Raw genomic sequence first — 23,570 nt, forward strand, 5'->3', positions numbered from 1 at the left:
TTAATTCAACAAAAAACTTCATAAAGACTTTGTCTTTATGAAGCTTTCTTATAACATTATTTTCTTAAGGTAATAAACCGCATATTTTATAGTTTTATTCTAAAGTTTATAATCATTTAAACAAATTCTACAGTTCCTTAAAGTAAATTTTTACTCTTTTTCTCATTGTAATCATCTAAACATGTTTTAACACTTGCGGATAAAGCTAAAAGTGCAATCAAGTTTGGGAATACCATTAATCCATTAAATGTATCAGCAAGTTCCCATACTAAATCTACCTGTACACATGAACCTAGGAATATAAATATCATTACTAATATTCTGTAAGGAGTTATACCCTTTTCTCCCAATAAGAATTTTATATTTGCCTCTGCAAAGAAATACCATCCAATAATTGTAGAGAAAGCAAAGAAAAATAAAGATATTGAAATGAATATTCCTCCAAAGTTACCACCCATACCATTTATAAAAGCTTGTTGAGTTAGTACAATACCTGATGTTCCACTGTCTAAAGCACCTGTTGTTAATATTACTAAGGCAGTTAATGTTAATATGATGAAAGTATCTATAAACACTCCCATCATAGCTACCAATCCTTGTTCTGACGGATGATTAACCTTAGCAACTGCATGTGCATGTGGTGTTGAACCCATACCAGCTTCATTTGAGAATAATCCTCTAGCCACCCCATATCTTACAGCTGATTTAATAGTAACTCCCACAACTCCACCTGTTATAGCTGATGGGTTAAATGCTCCAACTACAATCATTTTAAGAGCTGGTAATATGTTTTCATAGTTTATAATTATAATACCTAAACTACCTATTATATATAATAATGCCATTAACGGAACAACTTTTTCTGCGAATGAAGCTATACGAGATACTCCTCCAATAAATATAACTCCAGCTAAACCCGCTATAAATATTCCAACTATTCTAGGATCAATTCCAAAAGATTGTTGGAATGCACTTCCTATTGAGTTAGCCTGCACCATATTACCAATAAATCCTAGCGCAAGTATTATAGTTACTGCAAAGAACATAGATAGAAATTTACCTATTTTTTTGTTTTTCAATCCATTTTTTATATAGTATGCTGGACCTCCAGTAACTTGTCCATTTACTACAGTCTTATACTTTTGTGCTAAAGTAGCTTCAGCAAAAATTGTGCTCATTCCAAAGAATGCACTAAGCCACATCCAAAATATCGCTCCAGGCCCCCCCATAGTAATAGCCGTAGCTGCTCCTGCTAAGTTTCCAGTACCAACTTGTGCTGCTATAGAGGTTGCAAGAGCTTGGAATGATGACATTCCGTCATTACCAGCTTTTTTGCCAAATTTTATTTTTCCGAAAGTCAACTTAAAGCATTCTTTAAATCTTGTTACTTGAACAAATTTAAGCTTTAATGTAAAATAAATTCCTGTACCACAAAGCAAAAAAATCAGTACGTAATTCCAAATAATACTATTAATTCCTTTAACTAATTCCAACATATTATCCATAATATCCTCCCCATGATATTGCAATTTATCACCTTATGTTTAATTATACTATATATTAAGAATTTTTCAACAATTATATATAACGTTTACACTGCTTTTTACCAATTTATTAAATTCTTTAAAATATTTTTACACACATAAAAGTAAGCTCCCAATGGAAGCTTACTTTTATGTGATTATATAATTATAATAATCCATTCTTTTTACATGAACTATAATCATCATAGCTCTTCTTAACCATTGCAGATAATGCAAGAAGTGCTACCAAGTTGGGAAGTACCATTAATCCGTTAAATGTATCTGCTAATTCCCATACTAAATCTACATGCATGCATGAACCTAGAAAAATAAATATCATAACTAATACTCTATAAGGAGCGATACCCTTCTTACCAAATAAATATTTTATATTTGCTTCACCAAAGAAATACCATCCAATAATAGTTGAAAATGCAAAGAAGAATAGAGCTATAGCCACAAATATTACTCCAAAATTACCCATTCCAACTTTAAATGCTTCTTGAGTCAAAATTATACCTGACGTCCCTGTACTTAATGCGCCTGTAGTTAGTATTACAAATGCTGTTAAACTTAATATTATAAATGTATCTATAAATACTCCCATCATAGCTACAAGACCTTGCTCTGATGGATGATTAACCTTTGCAATTGCATGGGCATGTGGAGTTGATCCCATACCAGCTTCATTTGAAAATAATCCTCTAGCTACTCCATATCTTACTGCCATCTTAACTGTTATACCTACAACTCCACCTGTTACCGCTGCCGGATTAAATGCTCCTACAAAAATCATTTTGAAAGCTGGTAATATATTTTCATAATTCATTATAATTATTACAAGGCTACCAACTATATAAAATAAAGCCATTAGCGGAACAATCTTTTCAGCGAATGAAGCTATACGTGCTACTCCCCCTATAAATATTATTCCTGCAAGAATTGCAATTACAATACCTACTAATCTAGGGTCCATATTAAATGCAGATTCAAAAGCTCCTCCAATAGAGTTTGATTGAACCATGTTACCAATAAATCCAAGAGCAAGTATAATTGTTACAGCAAAGAATCCAGCAAGCCACTTCCCTATCTTTTTATTTTTAAGTCCTCTACTTATATAATAAGCAGGACCTCCAGTAACTTGACCATCTACTTCTGTTTTAAACTTTTGTGCTAAAGTAGCTTCAGCAAAAATTGTACTCATTCCAAAAAATGCACTAATCCACATCCAGAATATTGCTCCTGGTCCTCCCATAGCAATTGCCGTAGCTGCTCCTGCTAAATTTCCTGTTCCAACCTGAGCGGCAATGGCAGTTGCCAATGATTGGAATGATGACATTCCATCTGCTCCTGCTTTCTTTCCAAATTTAATTTTTCCAAAAGTAAGTTTAAAACTTTCCTTAAATCTTGTTATTTGAACAAACTTAAGTTTAAATGTAAAAAAGATTCCAGTGCCACATAATAGGAAAATTAAAATATAATTCCACAACACCCCATTGATATTTTTAACAATTTCAAGCATATTATTCATAATACTCCTCCAAATTTTATATGATACACTATTAACGATATTCATATTTTTAAGTTTTAGAACAATTTAATTTTTTATATTCTTAAGCTATATACTTGATACTATTAACACATACTCGGGACTTTCATCAGTTAAATTGTACCCATGCTAGGAAAACGCAAAAAAGGTATTAAAGTAAAAACTTTAATACCTTTTTGGTGCAGATGGCGGGATTTGAACCCGCACGAGAATTCTCTCACTACCCCCTCAAGATAGCGTGTCTGCCGTTCCACCACATCTGCATAAAACTTAATTTTTATATAATTTATTATATCACCATATATTGCTAACTTCAATAATCAATTAATTTATTTTACTAGGCTTATAAATAATTATATCAAGTTTTATCTTTTGTTCTACTAATCTTCAATTATTAAATACAGATATTTCGATCCAATTATTATTACTAATCTACTATAAATCATATAAATATTTATATATTCTATGATTAAATCTTACCTTTTTTACATAGTTTTTAGTTTCTTTAAATGGTATATCATGAAGGCTTTCCCCATCATTGGAGTATTTTTCATCTTCAAGCCACTTAGTTACATTCCCTGGTCCTCCATTATAGGAAGCTAAGATAAGAGTATATTCACCATTAAAGTCTTCACTTAACTTATTTAAATACCAGCACCCCATCCTTATATTCACTACAGGGTCCCTAATCATATCTGTAGTAAAGTTCTCTATTTCTAGATTCTCTCCAATCCACTTGCCTGTTTCTGGCATGATTTGCATTAATCCTACAGCTCCTTTTGAGGAATTTGCATCCATCAAAAATTTACTTTCCGTATTTATTACTGCAGCCACTAAATTTGGATCAACATTATACTCCTGGCTATACTCAATGATATTTTTCTTATATTCAAGCGGGAAAAAATTTTTAAGTATAACTTTAAAGTTAACACCGACAATAGATAATATGGCTATTACTAATAGTATAGTCCTAGTTTTTTTGCTACTTTTATAAGTCATTTTTCCCCCTAATAATTCTTATCTTACTTAAAATTTTCTTTACCTCATCTTCTATTTCACACAAATCTCCATTATTGTCTATAATAAAATCTGCAAACCTGCATTTAGCTTCTGTAGACATCTGATTATTTATTCTAAGGATAGCCTCTTCTTTAGAAAAGTTATCTCTTTCCATAATTCTTTTAATCTGCACATGTTCATTAGCTACTACTACAACAATTATATCCATACGAGTATGGAGGTTATTCTCTATTAGTGTGGGAGCATCTATAATGCAAATTTCTTCCCCCATATAATTGTATTCCTGAATTTTACTGAATATGTCGCACTCAATATATGGCATTAATATTTCTTCATATACTTTCTTTTTAACCTTATTAGAAAATATTAAAGTTCCCATTTTACGTCTTAAGAAAATGCCATTATGATCAAAATATTCATCTCCAAAACTGTCTCTAATCTTTAATAGTATCTCTGGATGTGATATTAGTACTTCTTTAGCGATATTATCTGCATCAATGACGGCAATGCTGTTCTTCCTTAAAATATTGCTAACAGTACTCTTCCCACATCCAATCCCACCAGTTAATCCCACTTTAAGTATTGAATTACTTAGCTTCATACCAAGTATCTCCCATAGAAATATCAACATCCATTGGTACTTTAAGACATAAAACATTTTCCATCTGCTTCTTAACTAAAGCTTTAACTTCTTCCATTTCATCCTTATACACATTTAGTATGAGTTCGTCATGTACTTGAAGAATTAATTTACTTTTAAATGACTTAGCTTTTAGTTCCTTTGCAACATTAATCATAGCAATTTTTATAATATCTGCAGCACTCCCTTGAATTGGAGCATTCATAGCAAGTCTTTTTCCTAATGCTTTAACCATCTTATTTGATGACTTTATTTCAGGAATATATCTTTTTCTATTTAGTAAAGTGGTTACATAAGAGTTAGTTTCAGCATCTTCGATTACCTTATCCATATACTTTTGTACATTTTTATATCTTTCAAGGTAAGTATCAATATACGTCTTAGCTTCAAGCCTTGTAATTCCAAGATCTTGAGCAAGACTAAAATCACCTATTCCATATACAATCCCAAAGTTAACAGCCTTTGCATTACTTCTCATAAGCTTTGTTACCTCTTCTATTGGCACATTAAATACCTCAGAAGCAGTAGATGTATGAATATCCATATTATTTCTAAAGGCTTTAATCATATTTTCATCTCCAGAAATATGGGCAAGTACTCTAAGTTCAATTTGAGAATAGTCAGCTGATAAAATTAAAGAATCTTCATTATGAGGTATAAATACCTTTCTTATAGATCTACCATTCTCATTTTTAATTGGTATATTTTGGAGATTAGGCTCTGTGCTTGATAATCTACCTGTAGTTGTAACAGTTTGAGTAAAATTAGAGTGTATTCTTCCATCCGCATCTATTACATGTTTTAACCCTTCTACATAAGTAGAATATAACTTTGTAATTTGTCTGAAATATAAAATCTTATTGATGATTTCATGCTTATCCTTTAATGCATCTAACACTTCAGCATTGGTAGAATATCCTGTTTTTGTCTTTTTTATTACAGGAAGATCTAATTTCTCAAATAATATCTTTCCTAGTTGCTTTGGAGAATTAATATTAAACTCTTCCCCCGCAAGATCATATATTTCTATAGTAAGCTGGGATATCTCTAGGCTAAACTTATCTCCTAATTTATCAAGTTCTTTTCTATTAATGTTAAAACCCTCATATTCCATATAGGATATAATCTTTGTAAGTGGTTGCTCCACATTTAATAAAAGTTCATTCATATTTTCACTTTCAATTTGACTCTTTAAAACTGGATATATATCCTTCATAGCTAAAATTTCATTGGCTATGAATAGAGTTCCTTCCCCATTAACTGTTTCTCCTAGTTTTTCTTCTATCAGTGTTTTTATGGAATACTCTGATTTAGATGAATCTAGAAGGTAAGAAGCTATCTCTATATCAAAGTCTACTTGATCTAAATCTATGCCTAGTTTAAGTAAGGCTGTATATCCATATTTTGCTCCATGTGTAATCTTACTTATAGAAGAATTTTCAAAAATAATCTTCATATATTTTACAAAGATATCCTTATTCTCCGCTAGAAGCTTTTCACAAGAAATTAAGTATATTAACCCCTCAGATAAAATAGCTATTGTTTTCAGTGCAATATTGGAAAAGTTATTAGTATTCTCCACATAAAACTTAACAAACATATTATCCTTAATATTAAAAATAACTTTTTCTAAGGAAGTACAATCTTCTATAACTTCAAAAGTTGCCTCCACCTTGTCATCACGTTTAAACCCCTCATCGCTAGAATCTCTTGAAAAACTTTGTAATTTGGGAAGAAGCGATTTAAACTGAAGCTTTAAACACAGCTCTATAAGGTCTGGATTATTAAAGCTCCCTCTAGTTTTTAATTGTTCCAAAGGTATTTCTACCGGAACCCTAGTAATAATTGTGGCAAGCTTCTTACTAAAGATTGCTTGTTCACTATATTCTGCAAGTGATTCTTTAAGCTTTTTACCACTAATATTAGGTATATTCATTAAGACATTTTCTATGCTTCCATATTCCTTAATAAGCTTAAAGGCTGTTTTTTCTCCAATCCCTGGAACCCCTGGAATATTATCAGATTTATCTCCCATAAGCCCTTTAACATCTATGTATTGAGTAGGTGTTACCTGGAAATCCTTAATAAATCTTTCTTTATTGTAAATTTCCTTCTCCGTAATTCCTTTTTTATTTATAACTATGTTTACATTATCAGTAGCTAGTTGAAGAGCATCTTTATCTCCCGTTACAACATAAACCTCCATGCCGCTTTCCTCACCTAATACAGATATGGTTCCTATTAAATCATCAGCTTCATAACCATCTAATTCAAATATGCTAATTCCCATTTTAGAAAGCACTTCTCTTATCATAGGAAACTGCATTGAAAGTTCTGGTGGTGTTTTCTTTCTTCCAGCCTTATACTCCTCATACTCCTCATGTCTAAATGTCTTAGATGACTTATCAAAGGTAGTAACGATGAAATCTGGATTTATGTCCTCTTTAATCTTAACCAACATATTTAAAAATCCATATACTGCATTTGTATGGATACCCTCTTTAGTAGTAAGTTCAGGTATTGCATAAAAGGCTCTATATAATAAACTATTTCCGTCTAAAATAGCTAAAGTTTCTTTACTAATTTTAATCACATCCTACTCAATTTATTTGAATTAAACCATATAATTTATTTAACAAACTTCTTAGTTATAATACTTCACATATTATTCTTTACTTTTTAAGACTCAAAGTCAAGTAAATATAAATGAATCTTTTGATAAATGATTATAACATTACTTCATATCTTTAACAATAAAACAATTCTTTATTATAAAAAAATAAATACGCTTATAGTACGTATTTATTTTTTATTATAATTATGATCTACTCTTTATTATTTTATAAATTTTTATAATCTAAAAAATACTTAAATCTAATTCGCAAGATAATTTTTCTAATATCTTAATACCACCAATACTATTTCCTTTGTTATCAAGAGCTGGACCTACAACACCAATTCCCATTCTTCTTGGAACAGCAGCCAGGATTCCTCCACCAACTCCACTTTTAGCAGGAATTCCAATATGTACAGCAAACTTTCCTGAAGCATCATACATGCCACAGGTAACCATTATAGTTTTAATAATTCTGCAAGCTTCTCTAGATATTACTCTTTCATTATTTAAAAGTACTCCAGCGTTTGCAAGCATAGCACCAATTCTAGCTATATCCTTACAAGTTACCTCCATAGAGCAAGCTTTAAAATATACTTCTAGTATTTCATCTACATCTCCATCTATAATTCCGTTACCTTTCATATAATAGGCAAGAGCTCTATTTCTGTCCCCAGTCTTCTTTTCACTTTCATAAATGCCTGTATTTATATCAATTAAGTCATTTCCAGTTATTTTTCTTGTGAAATTTAATATTCTAGAGATTTTTTCTTCAGAAGTTTCACCGTTTATCAAAGATACCGTAGCAATAGCGCCTGCATTTATCATTGGATTTAAAGGTTGCTTCTGCACATGACTTTCTAAATTGATTATAGAGTTAAAAGCTGATTCCGTGGGCTCCATTCCAATTTTTGTGAAAACGTATTCCGTACCATTATCTAAAATAGCTAACATTAAAGTTATTACCTTTGATATACTTTGAATAGTAAACTTAACATCACAATCTCCAGCAAAATATTCTTCCCCATTTAATGTGGTTACCCATATACCAAGAGCATTAGGATCTGCCTTTGCAAGTTCCGGAATATATGATGCTACCTCACCCTGAGTTGTCCACTTTTTACATTTCTCAACTATGTCCTCCAAGATTCTCTTCATTTTATAATCTCCAATCTAATTTTTACTTATATCAACCTTATTATATTAATATACTAAAGCTTTTTCAATACTTATAAGTAGGAATTTCTACTTATAAAATAATAAAAATCATTACAATGATTTTTATATGCAATAGAATTTATATATAATGAAAAAATCTATTGTAGTTCTTAGTATATTGTGGTAAAATAATTAATGTACTAGCCGGTGTGATGGAATTGGCAGACGTGCGGGACTCAAAATCCCGTGGTGGCAACACCGTACCGGTTCGACCCCGGTCACCGGCACCATAAAAGTTAGTATAAAAACTCTGAATCGTTGATATTTCAACAGTTCAGAGTTTTTTTGTTTCCATTCAAATCATAGTTAGTTATCACTCTTTGAATTATTCCCAGTGGTATTATTATACTAAACATAAAAATAAATTCTATTGCTAGAGTTCTTTAATTCTTATAATAGGATTTATTTTTATTTATCTCTCTCCATTTTCTATTACATTTTTATAATTTATATCATTAAATACCTTTTATTTAAATATAAATAGTATTATACAAGTAATTTTAGGAGTTAAATATGGTTAATTCACGAATTTGTAATTTATTTTTTGATCCAAGTGCAGCTAATTACTTAGTTGAATTCAGAGGAAACTTTATGGAGCAGCTAGATAAAATATCTTATGCTTGCGGTTATGTACTTACTAATACTCTTGGAATTGTGGCAGTACCTTCTACATTGCTAAATCAACTTTTACAAGATGTACCAGCAATTATTTATGTTGATTTCAGAGCCATGTTTGTATTAGGAGATATATCACCTTCAGATGTAGATAATATAAATACTATTAAAATCAACCCATATTTAAACTTAACTGGTAGAGGCGTTTTGATTGGAATGATAGATTCTGGAATAGACTATCTCAATGAAGAATTTATGAGAGAAGATGGTACATCAAGAATTGTAAATATATGGGACCAATCAGACCCAAGTACTAACCCATCTTTATATATTGGTCAAACTTACTCAAATGAACAAATAAATAGTGCAATAAATGCTTATAAAAATAATGAAGATCCATATAAAATAGTGCCCTCAAAAGATGATATAGGTCATGGAACTAAAATTGCTGGAGTTATAGGAGCCAGAGGGTACACTAATGAATTTCAAGGAGTTGCTAATGATAGTGATTTTGTAATTGTTAAGCTTTTTGAATCTACTAATTACAAAAGAATGTTAGAAGAAAACGGAATTATTCCTCCTCCTCCTGTTTATAATGGCTCTGAAGTTATTTCTGCATTAGAGTACTTGAAAAATTTCGCCATAGAGTCTAAAAAACCCATGGTTATATATCTAGGGGTTGGTAGTAGCGAAGGAAGTCATGATGGAGCAAATATGATTCCTAGATATTTAACTTCTCTTGGCAGTATAAGGGGTTTAGCTTTAGCAGTTGGAACTGGAAATGAAGGTGCATCCCAAGGACACACATCCGGTTATATAAAAAATGTAGGAGATACTAGAACAATAGAACTAAGAATACCTAGGGAAATAAAATATTTTTCATTTAACATATGGGTTCAAAGACCAAATAGAGCTTCTTTGACCATATTTTCTCCAACTGGAGAATCTTCCAATTTAATAAAATCAAAAATAGGAAAAGTTCAAAACTTTAAGTTTATTTTCGTAAATACTAATGCAATTGTTAGTTACTATAGTCCTGAACATTTTACTGGTCATGAAGTTATAAATATTATTTTCAATGATGTAAAACCTGGAATATGGACTTTTCAATTATTAGGAGAATATATAACTAACGGGCGATATGATATGTGGTTACCTCCTAAAATTACTTTACCAAACGGCACAGAATTTTTAGAACCAGATCCATTTATCACTCTAGTGCTTCCATCCGATGCTCGTAGTGTACTTACTACAGCATATTATGGAGAGGATAATTCTTTAATTGCGGCTTCAGGTAAAGGCTTCAATGCTAATAATATAATTAATCCTGACATTGCAACTGTAGGAATGAATATTTTAACAACAAAAGTTTCAGGAGGAATTACTACGGTTTCTGGTAGTTCTGCAGCTTCAGGAATAGCTGCCGGCGTTGCTGCCTTACTATTGCAATGGGGTATCATAGATGGAAATGATCTTGCCATATATTCAAGAAAGCTTACAAGTTATTTAATATATGGAGCTTATAGAAGCCCTCTCTTACCCTATCCAAATAGGGAAATGGGATATGGTAGTCTCGATCTGTTAGGCACTTTTAATGTTATTAGCAAGTCATATAGTAATGTAACTAGGAACTTAACTATAGATAGCATTAATGAAGTAAGTATTAATGATGAAATATTTATAGAATACTATATGGATGAATTATTTGTAAGGATTCCAAATAAAATTATGGAGATGTTTGTATGAAAAGAAATTTTAAAACTCCAGAAAGTATTTTTAGCGACATAACTTTTGATAATTATCTTATTCAATATGAAGGAGATATTGAACAAGAGTTTGAAGGCCTATCTGATTATTATATAACAGTAATTAATGATAGATATGCAATACTATCATTAAAAAAAGATATAGATATTGATACTATTAGAACTACTTTTCCATCTATTGTATATATTAAACCAACAGATGCATATACTCTCCAGGATATTTCACCAGTTGATGCTTCTCAAGCTATATTTTTGCAATTGAATTTGCCCTTAAATCTAACGGGAAGAGGAGTTAATGTGGCAATTATTGATACAGGCATTGATTACTTAAGTGAAGAATTCATGACTTTGAATGGAGAAACAAGAATTCAAGCTATCTGGGATCAAACAATACCTTCTACTAATCCAGAATTTAACCTTGATGTCCCTTACGGTACCATATATACAAAAGAACAAATACAAAGTGCTATTCAAGCCTATAGAGATGGTAAATCTCCCTATGAAATAGTTCCAAGTAAAGATGAAATCGGACATGGAACAAATATGGCTGGAATAATTGGAGGTACTGGGAAAAATCCAGATTTAAGAGGAGTTGTTCCCGACTGTGATTTTCTAGTTATAAAATTAATAGAAGATTATTCATTTAAAGCTCAATTTGGCATAGATATACCTCTATATAATATAACTTCTATTTTTGTAGCCTTAGAAGCTTTATATAGATACACTTTAACTAATTATAAACCACTAATTATATATTTCCCTCTTGGAACTACCTTTGGAAATCATGATGGAAATGGTATTTTAGAACAATATATAGAGACAATCTCTAAAAATAGTGGAGTAGTCGTAGTTACAGGAACAGGAAATCAAAGAAATAATGGAATTCACACCTCTGGTATAATATCTAGAATTAATGAAACAAGTGTAATGGATGTAGATGTATCACCCGAACAAAAAGACTTGTGGCTTGAAATTTGGATAAATAAACCAAATATAATGTCCTTAGATATAGTTTCTCCCTCTGGGGAAAATAGTGGACTAATAAATGTTTTAATTAATAATACAGAAACTTATACCTTTATATTTGAAAAAACATCAGTTAGAATTAATTACTTTTTACCAGAAGAAACTACTGGAGACCAATTAATACGGGTTAGATTTTATAATATACAGCCAGGTATATGGAAATTCAGATTAACTGGTAACTATATTTTAGATGGAAAATACAATGCTTGGCTCCCTCAAAAGGGAATAACCATGGGAGATACTAGTTTTAGTTTATCTGATCCTTATGGTACAATTACCAATCCAAGTAATTCAAGTTTTTTGATTACTGCTGCAGCATATAATCAAAATAATAATAATATTGTGAACTTCTCTGGTATGGCTTTTGAAGAGAACTTTGTTGGAGTTATAGATATTGCCGCCGGGGGAATAAATGCATTAACTGTAGCTCCTAATAATGAAACTGCTGTTGTTTCTGGAACTAGTGTATCTGCGGCTGTTGCTGCTGGAGCTTGTGCCATGCTATTTGAATGGGGAATTGTTGATGGCAATGATCCTTACATGTATTCTCAAACTTTAAAAACCTATATTTCAAGAGGAACTACTAAGCGACCTGGTGATATTTATCCTAATCCCCAATGGGGATATGGTATATTAAATATTCTTACTATGTTTCAAAATATGATATAGTTTCTACTCATAATGTTCCTGATTTAAAGCATAATATAAATAGAGTGCTAATAATTGCTCTATCTATACAGTCATTCGCCGTTATATGTAATATATTCACATTGATAAAAGCGCTTATATTTATGAGTGCTTTTAATCTAAATTATTATTTACATATAATTCTTAATCTTATTATTCATAAATCTCCGTATAATAAAATCACTCTTTAGATTGTCTAATTATCAATAAATTTATTTCCATAATTCTTGTGTTAACTTCTCAATCTCAACCTTGAGTAGTTTAGTTTCCTCGTAATTAATTACATAAACTCCATTTATTTTTTCTATGCAACATCCCTCCTTAATGCCCATTGGAAGCTTTGAAATTAATATATTTATCATCTCTCCTTCTTTATCCTCACACACTGCATATTCTGCTTCAAATCTATCTATAATTAACATACTACCTCTCCTATCTGTTAATAAATATATTTTTGTAAAAATAGTAATAAACTCCTTTGCACTTTCATAATTTATAAAGAATAAAGGGGTGAATATTTTGAATAAAAAATTAATACTTGTAATTATATTATTTATACTAGCAACCTGTACAGGTTGTACAAATATAAAAAATGTTTTAAACAGCGATAAACCACAAATTAATTATTATACCAATGAACTAATTAAAAGCATTTCTACTAATGCTCCTACAAACATATCCGTATTTTATAGAGAATTTTTTAAGGAATTCGATTTTCCTCCTGCTGAAGGTGAGGACATTTTAGAGTTCATTAATTTATTAGATGACAGCTATTTTATAGCTAAACCTAGTGATCTTCCCAATACTTATAAATATAAGGTGTATATAGAATGTTCCGACGCTAAATATGCTTTAACGGTATTTGATGAAAAATATATTTCCATATATTCATGGGATGGTAAATACCAAGTAGATTATGTTAACATTACTAAAGTTCCTTTATCTTATAACATATATGGAATCTGTAAATATTTCACCGAAGAATAAATAAAAGAGGAAGATATTCTTCCTCTTTTATTTATATAGATATTATTACTACTTATATTTCTAATAAGAAAGCTTCATAAGCTCTGCAAGTTTCATATATATCCCCTTTACTTGCAATCTCCCATGGTGCATGCATATTGTGTAAAGCTACACCTGAATCTATAACTTCCATTCCATATTCAGCAAGAATGTAAGCTATAGTACCACCACCACCTTGGTCAACTTTTCCAAGCTCTGATGTTTGCCAGTAAACGTTATGTTTATCCATTATTCTTCTTAATTCTGCAATGAATTCAGGATTTGCATCATTACATCCACCTTTTCCTCTGGCACCAGTATATTTATTGAAACATACACCTTTTCCAAAGAATGCGTTGTTTTGCTTTTCACTTACTGATGGATAGTTTGGATCAAAAGCAGCACTTACGTCTGAAGAAAGCATTTTAGAATTTGAAAGTGCTCTTCTTACTTTAAGCTCACTATAATCTTCAACTAAGTTTACAAGTTCTGCTACAGTGTTTTCAAAGAATCTTGATTGCATTCCTGTTGCACCTTGGCTACCTACTTCTTCTTTATCTACAAGTAGTGTTATGCAAGTCTTATCTGTGCTTTGTATTCTCATCATTGCTTCAAATGAAGTGTAGGCACAAATTCTATCATCATGACCGTAAGCCATAACCATTGAACTATCTAGACCATAACTTCTTGCTCTTCCAGCTGGAACTACTTCAAGCTCTGCTGAAACAAAGTCTTCTTCAGTTATTCCATACTTTGTATTGAGAAGTCTTAAGATATTAAGTTTAACTCTATTTTTAGCCTCTTTGTCTTCAACTGGCATAGAACCAACACAAATATTTAAGCTTTCTCCTTCGATTCCTTTAGCTAAAGTCTTACTCATTTGATCTGCTGATAAGTGAACTAGTAAGTCAGATATTCCCACTACTGGATCTTTATCATCTTCTCCAATAACTATATTAACTGTAGTACCATCTTTCTTTATAACTACTCCATGAATAGCTAGTGGTATTGTAACCCACTGATACTTCTTAATTCCACCATAGTAATGTGTTTTTAACATTGCTAAATCAGCATCTTCATACAGTGGATTTTGTTTTAAATCAAGTCTTGGAGAATCTACATGAGCTCCTAATATTTTAAATCCTTTTTCTAGTGGCTCGGTTCCTATTAAAAATAGAGCAAGCGTTTTTCCCATGCAGTTAGCGTAAACCTTATCTCCTGCTTTTAATTTCTTACCTTCAGAAATATAAGTATTAATGTCTCTGTAGCCTTCTTTTTTAGCTAATTCTATAACTTCAGTTACACATTCTCTTTCAGTTTTACATTTTGACATAAAATCAATATATCTATCTGATAGTTCGAATGCATTCTTCACATCTTCTTCTGTATACTTATCCCAAACTGATTCATATTTTTTTTCTAATTTTTTCAAATCTTCCACTAAAATCCCTCCCATTAAATCATAGTATGTAAAATTTTCTACTTCCATATTACTCTATATTTAATTTATTTACAATTCAAATTATCTAAAATTTATAATCTATTTCAAATTATTAGATTTTAAGTTTTATTTCTAATTATGTATTTGTCCTTCTATAATTCTTTTCTCAATTGTTTCTACTGCTGTAGAATTCGAAGTAGCTTTATACCTATAATTTGCAGCTGCTGCTTCTATTATCACAGCTATATTACGACCCGGCTTTAATGGTAGCATTATTTTCTCTACTTCAATACCTAAAATCTCCATATAATCTTTGTCTATTCCAAGTCTTTCATACTTATCATTGCTGTCCCAATTAGCCAAGCTAATTACCAAACTAATCTTTTTTTGAGAAACTATGCAACTACTACCATAAACAGCAGATACATCAATAATTCCCATTCCCCTTACTTCAAGCATGCCCGCAGTAATATAAGGACAAGACCCAAATAAGTTTCCATCTATTTCTTTTATATCTACAGCATCATCTGCACCTAATCTATGTCCTCTTTTTATAAGTTCAAGGGCAGCTTCACTTTTTCCTATACCACTTTCACCAATAATTAATATTCCTATACCATACACATCTACTAAAACTCCATGAAGTCTGGTTTCAGGTGCAAGTTCTGAATCTAAAAAATTACTTATTCTATTTATAAATCTAGTAGACTTAACTTTACTTCTTAGAATATTAATATTCTTATCTCTGGCTTCTTGTAAAAATTCTTCATGCATTTCAAGACCTGTTGTTATAACTATAGCTGGTGCATGAAGCGAAAAATATCTTTTGATTCTACGTAGTCTTACCTCTGGATCTAGATAGTTTAAGTAGCTCCATTCAGTTTTTCCAACAATTTGAACCCTCTTATTGTCGTAATAATCATAAAATCCAGCAAATTGTAGTCCTGGTCTATTTATATCGCTAACTTCAATGTTACACTCTAAATCACCTTTAACAACTATCTCAAGATTAAAATTATTAGCTAAATCTAAAACCCTTACTCCCACTTTGATACCTCCAACTTACTTAGTTTTTATAATCACAAACTAGTTTTATTAATAATTTATAAAACTAATATTTTTGCTGTAATTAATTATTATCTTTAGATTCTACTGGTTTATATCCACTTAGTTGTGATCTAAAGTTATTTTTAACATTATTTATATATCTCTGTCTTAATTTATTTTGTCTTTCTTTTTCCTCCACTGTAAGTCCATCACTTTGACTCTTTTTGTACAAAGCATTTATTTCCCCTGTAACTTCTTCTATTTTCATATCATTTACATTTTTATATTTTGAACTCATTATTTTCCTCCTGAAGTTAAATTTAGTTTTATATTAACATATTTTAATTACTTACCGTAAAATTCTATATATCATAATTAATACATACATTATTTATAATATATAAATGTCATAACATGCTATTATGTTGTTTGTATGTTTAATGTAATTTAATTAAATATAGTTAAATGTCGAATTTATAATTATCCTATTTTTTTACAAATGGCTTAAAATCGCATTTAGTCATTTACATAATTTTCCTGTATGAACTTTTATCCTTTATTACCCATTTTTATGATACTTTTTGTAAGATTCTATATGAATTTGACTAGTAATAATAGTTAACATTATGTATTACGTCTGTTAAAATTAAGATATAAATTTAAAGGATGTGATTTTATGTTGCTAAAACTTCAAGTTCTAAATCAAAAAATTAAATCTTTTAAGCTCCTATTACATGTACTTTTAAGATTTAAAAGACCAACGGATAATATTGTTGTAATTTGTTCCCAACATTTAGATGGATATATAGTTGAATATCAAAAACTTCATCATAATAATTCTTCTAATAATCACAGAAAACTTGCTTAATACTTATGAATTGTTTATTAAGCTTCGACATTTTAGTATTTTATCCTTATTTATTTCTAAATGTTCTAATTTTTTATCAGTATTATCTATCAATATTTTATATATGATACTACAATCTAGAGTATTAAATAAATATTTACCTATATTTTCCATATTGATAAACATATTATCCCAAGAACTACCACCATTAAATATAAATATACCCTTTTTATTTTCTTTATTTATATTATTGAATATAAATTTTTCACTCCATATTACTTGGCATCTATCAATTAATGATTTTAAAGGAGCAGGAAACATGCCAAAATACATTGGAGATGCAAGAATAATTATATTACTTTCCTTAATATGTTTATATATCATTGTCATAGAATCCTCGATAGAACATATACCTTGAATATTACTACAATTCTTACAATCTATGCAAGGCTTTATATCTAAACTATAACAATTTACATAGTTTATCTCTATATCTTTATCAACACCTATCATGATATCATCTAAAATCTTTGTTGTATGCCCATGTTTATTTGGTGATCCATTTATAACTAGTAACTTTTTCATAACTTAACCTACAGTTCTAAAATTAAATCATCTATATCTATAGGTAAATTCTCATTATAGAAAGCAACTAAAAAACTCATAGATTCATAGTTATCTTCAGAAAGCTCAAAGGATAACATTTCATAATCTAAATCATAATCCTCTGATATCTCATCTATTATGTCGTTCACATTATCAATAGCCATATCATTTAAATATGGTAAAAAGTACTCATCATACCAAACTTGACTTTCTTTTTCATCTTCGCACTCTTCATTTGCACATTCCTTAGCTCCATCAAGTTCAACATCATCAAATTCATAGGTAAATTTTAATATAAAGCAATCTTCATGTTTCTTTATCTCCTCTACATTCTCAATGGCATTATCCTCTAAAATTTCAATTATTTCATTTTTATTCATGATTTATTCCTCCTACTAAAAGCATTAATTTTTATTTTAATTTATTTAAAGTTTTATGTATTATATTATTAAAATTATATATCTTATGAAAACTTTTTTCTATAGTTACTATAGTTTCCCTATTAATATAAAAAATAAAACATTAAATTATCTTTACTATATAATAATCTAAATTTTAACATAAATCTATATAATAAAAATTCTGAAATAAAAAAAACCTTGTAAAGATGTTATGGAATTTACCCTTACAAAAGTTTTTTATCTTCAAATTATTACTCTTCTACTAGTTCGTACATTTCTTCTGCTTTATCCATATAAACTATTCCCTCTAAGTGATCCATTTCATGACAAAATACTCTCGCCATAAAGTTCTCTACCTTATACTGTATAAGCTTACCTTCTTCATTCAGTGCCTCTACTACCATTTTAACAGGTCTTCCTACAATTCCTTCATGTCCTACATAGCTAAGACATCCCTCGTAATCCTTAACTGTTTCCTTAGAGGATTCTAAAACTCTTGGATTAATTAAGATTATAGGTGAAGTATTATCAGTGCTTATATCAATTAAAACTACTCTTTTATTTACTGCTATTTGAGGAGATGCAAGCCCTACTCCATCAACAGTTGCTAAAGTATCCTTTAAATCCTTTATTAAGTTCTTTATTTCCTCATTTATCTCTACTACGGTGTCACACACCTTGTTTAAATGCTCATCTCCATATTGAACAATGGTTCTAACTGCCATTTTAAACTCTCCTTTCAACATTTGTTTATAAATATATTAAACCATACTTCTATACTTTTTTCATTATATTACGGAAGAAAATAACTAATACATTATATATCCAATGTAATATATAATTAAAATTATACTAGAAATACATATTCTTAATATATTATCTCTAATACTAATTGTATTAAAGATTCTATAATCGTAGTTAATTGAAGCTATATGAATTAACACTAACCCTAGAATAAGTATATAAATCATACTTGTATTTTTATATAAATCCACAAATGGTCCGACAATAATAAGTATACTCCCTATGATCATAGCTATATTTGACCATGCACTAGTATCTCTTCCTCTTAGACCCATGAATGCTGCAAAAATCAACAATACACCATATATTGATACTAAAAGTAATGTTATAACTTTAAATGTAGTCATGTTTTATCTCCTATGTTTTATAATATGTAATCCATCTATGGTATATCTTAACCTAAATATATAATCATAGTCCTATAATTTATAGGTTAAATATTTTATACCCTATAAATCCATCTATTCCTACCAATTTAGATTACATCATAGTTAGCATACAGAAAAGGAACACTTTATTTAGTATTCCTTTTCTCTTGTATATTCTTATACGTTAATTAACACTAATTAACTTATTCTTATTTTCGGCCAAACCAATTCTCCACATACCTGTTTTACTTTTTGCAGAATAATAAAGTAAATATTTATCCTCTACCTTTACTAAGCTAGATTTATACAAAGTACCATTATCAAAAGCTCCTTCTTCTGGAGATACATCTAACATTTTCTTCAATGGAGCAAAGTTTATTCCATCCTTTGAAATGGTATAATATAAACTTTGCTTTCCAGATTCATTGTCATTATATCCATTTATAACTACTTCATAACCTAGCTCTGTCTTTATTACATCATTATGCCATAAACTAAAATTTAAAGGTTTATCTTTAAAATTACATGTCTCAACCTCTTTGAAATTTTTCCAATCTGTAGTTTCTGTATAATATAAATCCCTACTATAATTAGAAAACCATATCTTATATTTATTATTATCATAAATAACTATTGGAGATACATAATCGTATTTTTTACTAAAAGTATTTGTATCTAATACTAACTCCTTATCAGTCCAATTTAGTCCATCTTTGCTTTTCATTACATATACATTATTTTCACTATTATTAGCCCCATTTCCATCTTTTCTTGAAGGATTATGTCTAAAGTAAACTTCTAAAATATTGTCTACTAGACATATGGTAATATCCGAATAATGGCCACCCGTATTCACATCAATAGGTATATCTAACGGTTTATTGACTCCACTTAAATAATTGTATTCTATCCCATCGTTACTTACTAATATTTGTGGATTTTCATAATCATCATTTCCATTAGGATAAGGTGTCAAACCCATCCAGTATTTATAACCGTTCCACCCATTTTTTTCATACATAACTTTAGGATGAACAGCCTGATTACTTCCATCATAAGTAGGTGTTACTAATGGCTTTTTTGCATTACAATAAGTTTTACCCCAGTTGCTAGTTTTCATTAAATCATCGCTTATATCATTTTCACTCCCTATTGCAATTACATTATTTATACCCTTAATATTCTTCAATAAAAATTTTTCTGTATATGGATTTATAGTATTTTCTTCGATAGGAATTAACGGATAATTTAAAACACCACACATTGCTTGTCCACAAAGCATTGATGCAAAATTTTTAGATGAAGCTAAAACAATATTAGTAAACTTCAAATTGCTTTTCTTACTCATTAACCCATTGTAATCCTTATGTTCTAATAATGATAAACCATCTGCATCTTTTTTATTTAATCCATAAAAAATAGCATCAAACTTATTATTTCTTCCTGCAAAATAACATGTTGCACTTCCTTTACTTCTTAGAAATCTATAAGCTGATAGGTAATTTTCACTAATTATTATTGGAATTTGCTCACTCATTGAAACAGATGACAATTTCATTATTTCATTCATATTCTTACCTGTAGAAATAATGTACCGATTACTATTATCTATTTCCTTGGCAACATTAATACTAAAGTCTGTAATATCTACACCTTTAATCCTAACTACTTCTAACTTTTTCTTAATCAACTCATCTTCTATATCTGTAGAAATTAATTCTTTATCACCTATTATTATTATTATTTTTGTTTCTAATTCTTCAATTTGTTTTCTTACATTATTATTCAGACCTTCACTTTCACTTAAGAGTATAGGTGCATTATACTTCTTACTCAATGGTAAAGCTATTAAGCCCTCTTTTATGCAACTTTTATTAGATACTATTACTACGTCAGATTTCTTCCATCCACTTTTAGCTATTTCTACTGATGTTTCGATTTCACTTTTTTCATAAATTCTATTTTTTGTAAATGTATTATTTAAGTTCATAAGACTTTCATTTTTGTTACCATTTACCCCATATAGTTTTATTTTAGTTTTAATAAACTCTTTACTACCCAATATAATAATTATCACTATAAAGGTTATTCCAATTTTAATTATCTTAGACTTCCTTCGTTTTTTAATTTTTCTCATTTAATCCCCCTTGTATAATTTAGGTGTAACATTTGATAGAAAACCGCATTACCTTCTACTTAATATTACAACTCATATTTTTAGTATCCAAATAATATTTTTTACTATTTAATCCATATGGCTTTTTAGACATTAGTTTAAACTTATTGTTAAATTTATAACATTCATTCTAATTTACTTAAATATTACATTGAATACTTTGTGTATTTTGTAAATTTAAAGTATTTTTGTATTATATAAGCTGTATTTTATCATTACTAAGGAAATAAATCTATAGTTGTGAATTAAAGTTTTATGTAGTTTACATATTCTTAATTGTTATGAAATGAAATAAGGGTTTTTGATTAAATGTTAACAAAATATCAATCTAAATATATAATTAAAAATAAATAATAAAAACATATGTACGTTATCTACCTGTTAATATATAATATAACTTAATACTTCAATAATATATATTATGTTATTGAACATAATACAAATACTTAAGATAAAGATTAAAAGGTGCACAAATGACAAAACAAACACATTCATCTGGAGGATTTTTAGTTGCTCTTTTAGCTATATATCCCATGATAATAAAACCTACAAATGATTATACTTTTTCTTACCAAATACTCTTAATAGGATTATATTTCTACTCTGCCAATATGGGGGCTTTATTTCCAGATATAGATCTTAAAAGTTCTTATATAAGTAAAAGATATCCTTTTATTGCGAAGTATTTAGGTAAAAAATGTAGACATAGAGGCTTTACTCATAGTCTACTATTTCTACTTCTACTATACTTACTATGCTTATTCCTGATTTTTATAAGTCAATGGAATATTGTAATTATAGCTCTATGCTATGGATTTTTATTTGGATATGCTTCTCATCTATTTTTAGATATCCTTACACATCAAGGAATAAAATTATTTTTCCCAGTTGATTTAAATATCCATATACTGAGTTTTAAAACTAATTCAGCAGGCGAAAAAATATTTAGCAAAATTTTAAAAATTTTTACTATAATTTTGATACTAAATATTATGTATAAATATATTTATTTAATTTATTAAAACTATTTATATAATTTGAAATAAGTATTAATACAAATATTTTTAATTTAACTATATATTTACTGTTTTTATAAATGATATAATTATTAAAAATAACAATTATACTTCACTCTATTATAATAAAAGCTATAATAAAAATATTAAGGGGGAAAGAAACCATGAAAATTATTAAGAAAAATGGTAACCTACTAGATTTTCAACCATCAAAAATAAAAACGTCTATTGAAAACGCATCTAGGGATATTAATATTCAACTTAATTCTAAAGAGATTGAATTAATTGTTTCTGATGTTGAAGTAATTCTAAAATCTTTATCACGAGATGTTACTAGCAGTTATGAAGTAAGAAGTATAGTAGTTGATGCTCTAATTAAATATGGCTACAATGATATAGCTAAATCTTATATATTAAATTTATTTTAATATAAATAAAAAGTATCTCCCAATGCTGTTAAACACTTTGGAAGATACTTTTTATTTGAAACACTTATTGTAATTTCAATTAAAGTTTATTTTTTATTATAAATACCTTTTAACACTATATAAATCTTTTAAGCCTTTTAACTAAAAATGCTGATAAAACAACCTTAAGCATATCTCCAATTAAAAATGGAACTACGCACATAATTAAAGCTTCAAATAAACCAGTTTTAGTTATGTACATAAACCAAGCTGTACCAATGGTATAACATCCTAAAATTCCTATACCCATAGCTACCATATATGTATGAAGATTTTCACCAAATCTTTTAATTATAACTCCTATTAATATAGTCGCCACAATATAACCTATAATATAACCGCCCGTTGGTCCAACAACAGTTCCAAGTCCTGCGGTAAAGTTTGCAAATACAGGAACTCCAATTGCTCCAATTATTACATATACCACTTGACTAATTGCTCCAAGTCTTGAACCTAATAATCCCGCTCCAAGGCATACTGACACTGTTGCAAGGTTTATTGGAACTGGCGTAAATGGTAATGGTATTGATATTTGTGAAAGTATTGCTGTTAAAGCTGCAAATAGTGCACAAAATATAATCTCTTTAGTTTTTATTTTCAATGTTTTCCCTCCTGTGTTTTATAATATCTAATGTTTATTTATTATCTATGACGTTATTACACTCCTTATTTACTAGATACATATTAACATATTTGAGATAAAAGTTCATTATAAATGTTTCATATAACTTTAT

At 29.1% G+C, this 23,570-nt stretch carries 21 protein-coding genes and 2 tRNA genes; 6 read left to right on the forward strand and 17 right to left on the reverse strand.

What is annotated here, in order from left to right; all coding sequences use genetic code 11:
- Positions 1-137 precede the first annotated feature (137 nt).
- From RSD37_RS02050 to glsA, 7 genes are all read right to left on the reverse strand, one after another.
- Positions 138-1,505: a sodium:alanine symporter family protein gene (locus tag RSD37_RS02050; RefSeq protein WP_346945032.1), complete on the reverse strand. Its 1,368-nt coding sequence runs from the start codon at positions 1,503-1,505 to the stop codon at positions 138-140.
- Positions 1,506-1,689: 184 nt separating this feature from the next.
- Positions 1,690-3,054 (reverse strand): sodium:alanine symporter family protein, encoded by a 1,365-nt coding sequence (locus tag RSD37_RS02055; protein ID WP_346945033.1) that lies wholly within the window; start codon positions 3,052-3,054, stop codon positions 1,690-1,692.
- 195 nt (positions 3,055-3,249) lie between these two features.
- Positions 3,250-3,335, reverse strand: a tRNA-Leu gene (locus tag RSD37_RS02060).
- 172 nt (positions 3,336-3,507) lie between these two features.
- On the reverse strand, positions 3,508-4,071 hold the full coding sequence (locus tag RSD37_RS02065; RefSeq protein ID WP_346945034.1) for a lytic transglycosylase domain-containing protein: 564 nt from the start codon (positions 4,069-4,071) through the stop codon (positions 3,508-3,510).
- Entirely contained in the window at positions 4,061-4,693 is a 633-nt protein-coding gene (coaE, locus tag RSD37_RS02070) for a dephospho-CoA kinase (RefSeq protein ID WP_346945035.1), read from the reverse strand. The genes RSD37_RS02065 and coaE overlap by 11 nt, the downstream gene beginning before the upstream one ends.
- Positions 4,680-7,316, reverse strand: a complete 2,637-nt coding sequence (gene polA, locus RSD37_RS02075; RefSeq protein WP_346945144.1) for a DNA polymerase I — start codon at positions 7,314-7,316, stop codon at positions 4,680-4,682. Before polA ends, coaE begins: the two co-directional genes overlap by 14 nt.
- Positions 7,317-7,589: 273 nt before the next feature.
- On the reverse strand, positions 7,590-8,504 hold the full coding sequence (glsA, locus tag RSD37_RS02080) for a glutaminase A (protein ID WP_346945036.1): 915 nt from the start codon (positions 8,502-8,504) through the stop codon (positions 7,590-7,592).
- A gap of 203 nt (positions 8,505-8,707) precedes the next feature.
- Between glsA and RSD37_RS02085 the strand changes: the two genes are divergently transcribed.
- The 3 genes from RSD37_RS02085 to RSD37_RS02095 all read left to right on the forward strand — a co-directional run bounded on the left by RSD37_RS02085 (position 8,708) and on the right by RSD37_RS02095 (position 12,640).
- A tRNA-Leu gene (locus RSD37_RS02085) sits at positions 8,708-8,794 on the forward strand.
- A gap of 283 nt (positions 8,795-9,077) precedes the next feature.
- A complete protein-coding gene (locus tag RSD37_RS02090; RefSeq protein ID WP_346945037.1) occupies positions 9,078-10,925 on the forward strand; it encodes a S8 family peptidase in 1,848 nt (615 codons plus the stop codon).
- A complete protein-coding gene (locus tag RSD37_RS02095) occupies positions 10,922-12,640 on the forward strand; it encodes a S8 family peptidase (protein ID WP_346945038.1) in 1,719 nt (572 codons plus the stop codon). The genes RSD37_RS02090 and RSD37_RS02095 overlap by 4 nt, the downstream gene beginning before the upstream one ends.
- A gap of 230 nt (positions 12,641-12,870) precedes the next feature.
- On the opposite strand, the gene RSD37_RS02100 is transcribed toward RSD37_RS02095, so the two are convergent.
- Positions 12,871-13,080 carry a DUF3006 domain-containing protein gene (locus tag RSD37_RS02100; protein WP_346945039.1) on the reverse strand — a complete coding sequence of 70 codons (210 nt, stop codon included), beginning with the start codon at positions 13,078-13,080 and terminating at the stop codon, positions 12,871-12,873.
- 97 nt (positions 13,081-13,177) lie between these two features.
- On the opposite strand from RSD37_RS02100, the gene RSD37_RS02105 reads away from it, so the two are divergent.
- Entirely contained in the window at positions 13,178-13,645 is a 468-nt protein-coding gene (locus RSD37_RS02105; RefSeq protein WP_346945040.1) for a DUF4883 family protein, read from the forward strand.
- Between the two features lie 52 nt (positions 13,646-13,697).
- On the opposite strand, the gene RSD37_RS02110 is transcribed toward RSD37_RS02105, so the two are convergent.
- From RSD37_RS02110 to RSD37_RS02145, 8 genes are all read right to left on the reverse strand, one after another.
- Complete coding sequence (locus RSD37_RS02110; protein WP_346945145.1) at positions 13,698-15,119, reverse strand: aminopeptidase; 1,422 nt, start codon at positions 15,117-15,119, stop codon at positions 13,698-13,700.
- Positions 15,120-15,236: 117 nt separating this feature from the next.
- Entirely contained in the window at positions 15,237-16,151 is a 915-nt protein-coding gene (gene hprK / locus RSD37_RS02115; RefSeq protein WP_346945041.1) for an HPr(Ser) kinase/phosphatase, read from the reverse strand.
- An 82-nt stretch (positions 16,152-16,233) separates the two neighbouring features.
- Positions 16,234-16,449 (reverse strand): DUF896 domain-containing protein, encoded by a 216-nt coding sequence (locus RSD37_RS02120; protein WP_346945042.1) that lies wholly within the window; start codon positions 16,447-16,449, stop codon positions 16,234-16,236.
- Positions 16,450-17,022: 573 nt separating this feature from the next.
- The gene (locus RSD37_RS02125; protein ID WP_346945043.1) at positions 17,023-17,583 is read right to left on the reverse strand and encodes a flavodoxin family protein; all 561 of its coding nucleotides are present in this window, start codon (positions 17,581-17,583) and stop codon (positions 17,023-17,025) included.
- An 8-nt stretch (positions 17,584-17,591) separates the two neighbouring features.
- Entirely contained in the window at positions 17,592-17,984 is a 393-nt protein-coding gene (locus tag RSD37_RS02130; protein ID WP_346945044.1) for a hypothetical protein, read from the reverse strand.
- Positions 17,985-18,256: 272 nt separating this feature from the next.
- Positions 18,257-18,730 carry a peptide deformylase gene (def, locus tag RSD37_RS02135; RefSeq protein WP_346945045.1) on the reverse strand — a complete coding sequence of 158 codons (474 nt, stop codon included), beginning with the start codon at positions 18,728-18,730 and terminating at the stop codon, positions 18,257-18,259.
- 84 nt (positions 18,731-18,814) lie between these two features.
- Positions 18,815-19,156: a hypothetical protein gene (locus tag RSD37_RS02140; RefSeq protein ID WP_346945046.1), complete on the reverse strand. Its 342-nt coding sequence runs from the start codon at positions 19,154-19,156 to the stop codon at positions 18,815-18,817.
- Between the two features lie 205 nt (positions 19,157-19,361).
- Positions 19,362-21,314: a cell wall-binding repeat-containing protein gene (locus RSD37_RS02145; RefSeq protein ID WP_346945047.1), complete on the reverse strand. Its 1,953-nt coding sequence runs from the start codon at positions 21,312-21,314 to the stop codon at positions 19,362-19,364.
- A 512-nt stretch (positions 21,315-21,826) separates the two neighbouring features.
- Here RSD37_RS02145 and RSD37_RS02150 point away from each other — a divergent pair.
- Both RSD37_RS02150 and RSD37_RS02155 read left to right on the forward strand, forming a co-directional pair.
- Positions 21,827-22,375: a metal-dependent hydrolase gene (locus tag RSD37_RS02150; protein WP_346945048.1), complete on the forward strand. Its 549-nt coding sequence runs from the start codon at positions 21,827-21,829 to the stop codon at positions 22,373-22,375.
- A 158-nt stretch (positions 22,376-22,533) separates the two neighbouring features.
- Positions 22,534-22,797, forward strand: coding sequence for an ATP cone domain-containing protein (locus tag RSD37_RS02155; protein ID WP_346945049.1), 264 nt, complete (start codon positions 22,534-22,536; stop codon positions 22,795-22,797).
- A gap of 115 nt (positions 22,798-22,912) precedes the next feature.
- Here the strand turns inward: RSD37_RS02155 and RSD37_RS02160 are convergent, their stop codons facing one another.
- Complete coding sequence (locus RSD37_RS02160) at positions 22,913-23,437, reverse strand: biotin transporter BioY (RefSeq protein ID WP_346945050.1); 525 nt, start codon at positions 23,435-23,437, stop codon at positions 22,913-22,915.
- Positions 23,438-23,570 lie beyond the last annotated feature (133 nt).

The sequence above is a fragment of the Clostridium sp. genome, from assembly GCF_036646415.1.
In the GTDB taxonomy this organism is placed as follows: Bacteria; Bacillota; Clostridia; order Clostridiales; family Clostridiaceae; genus Clostridium_J.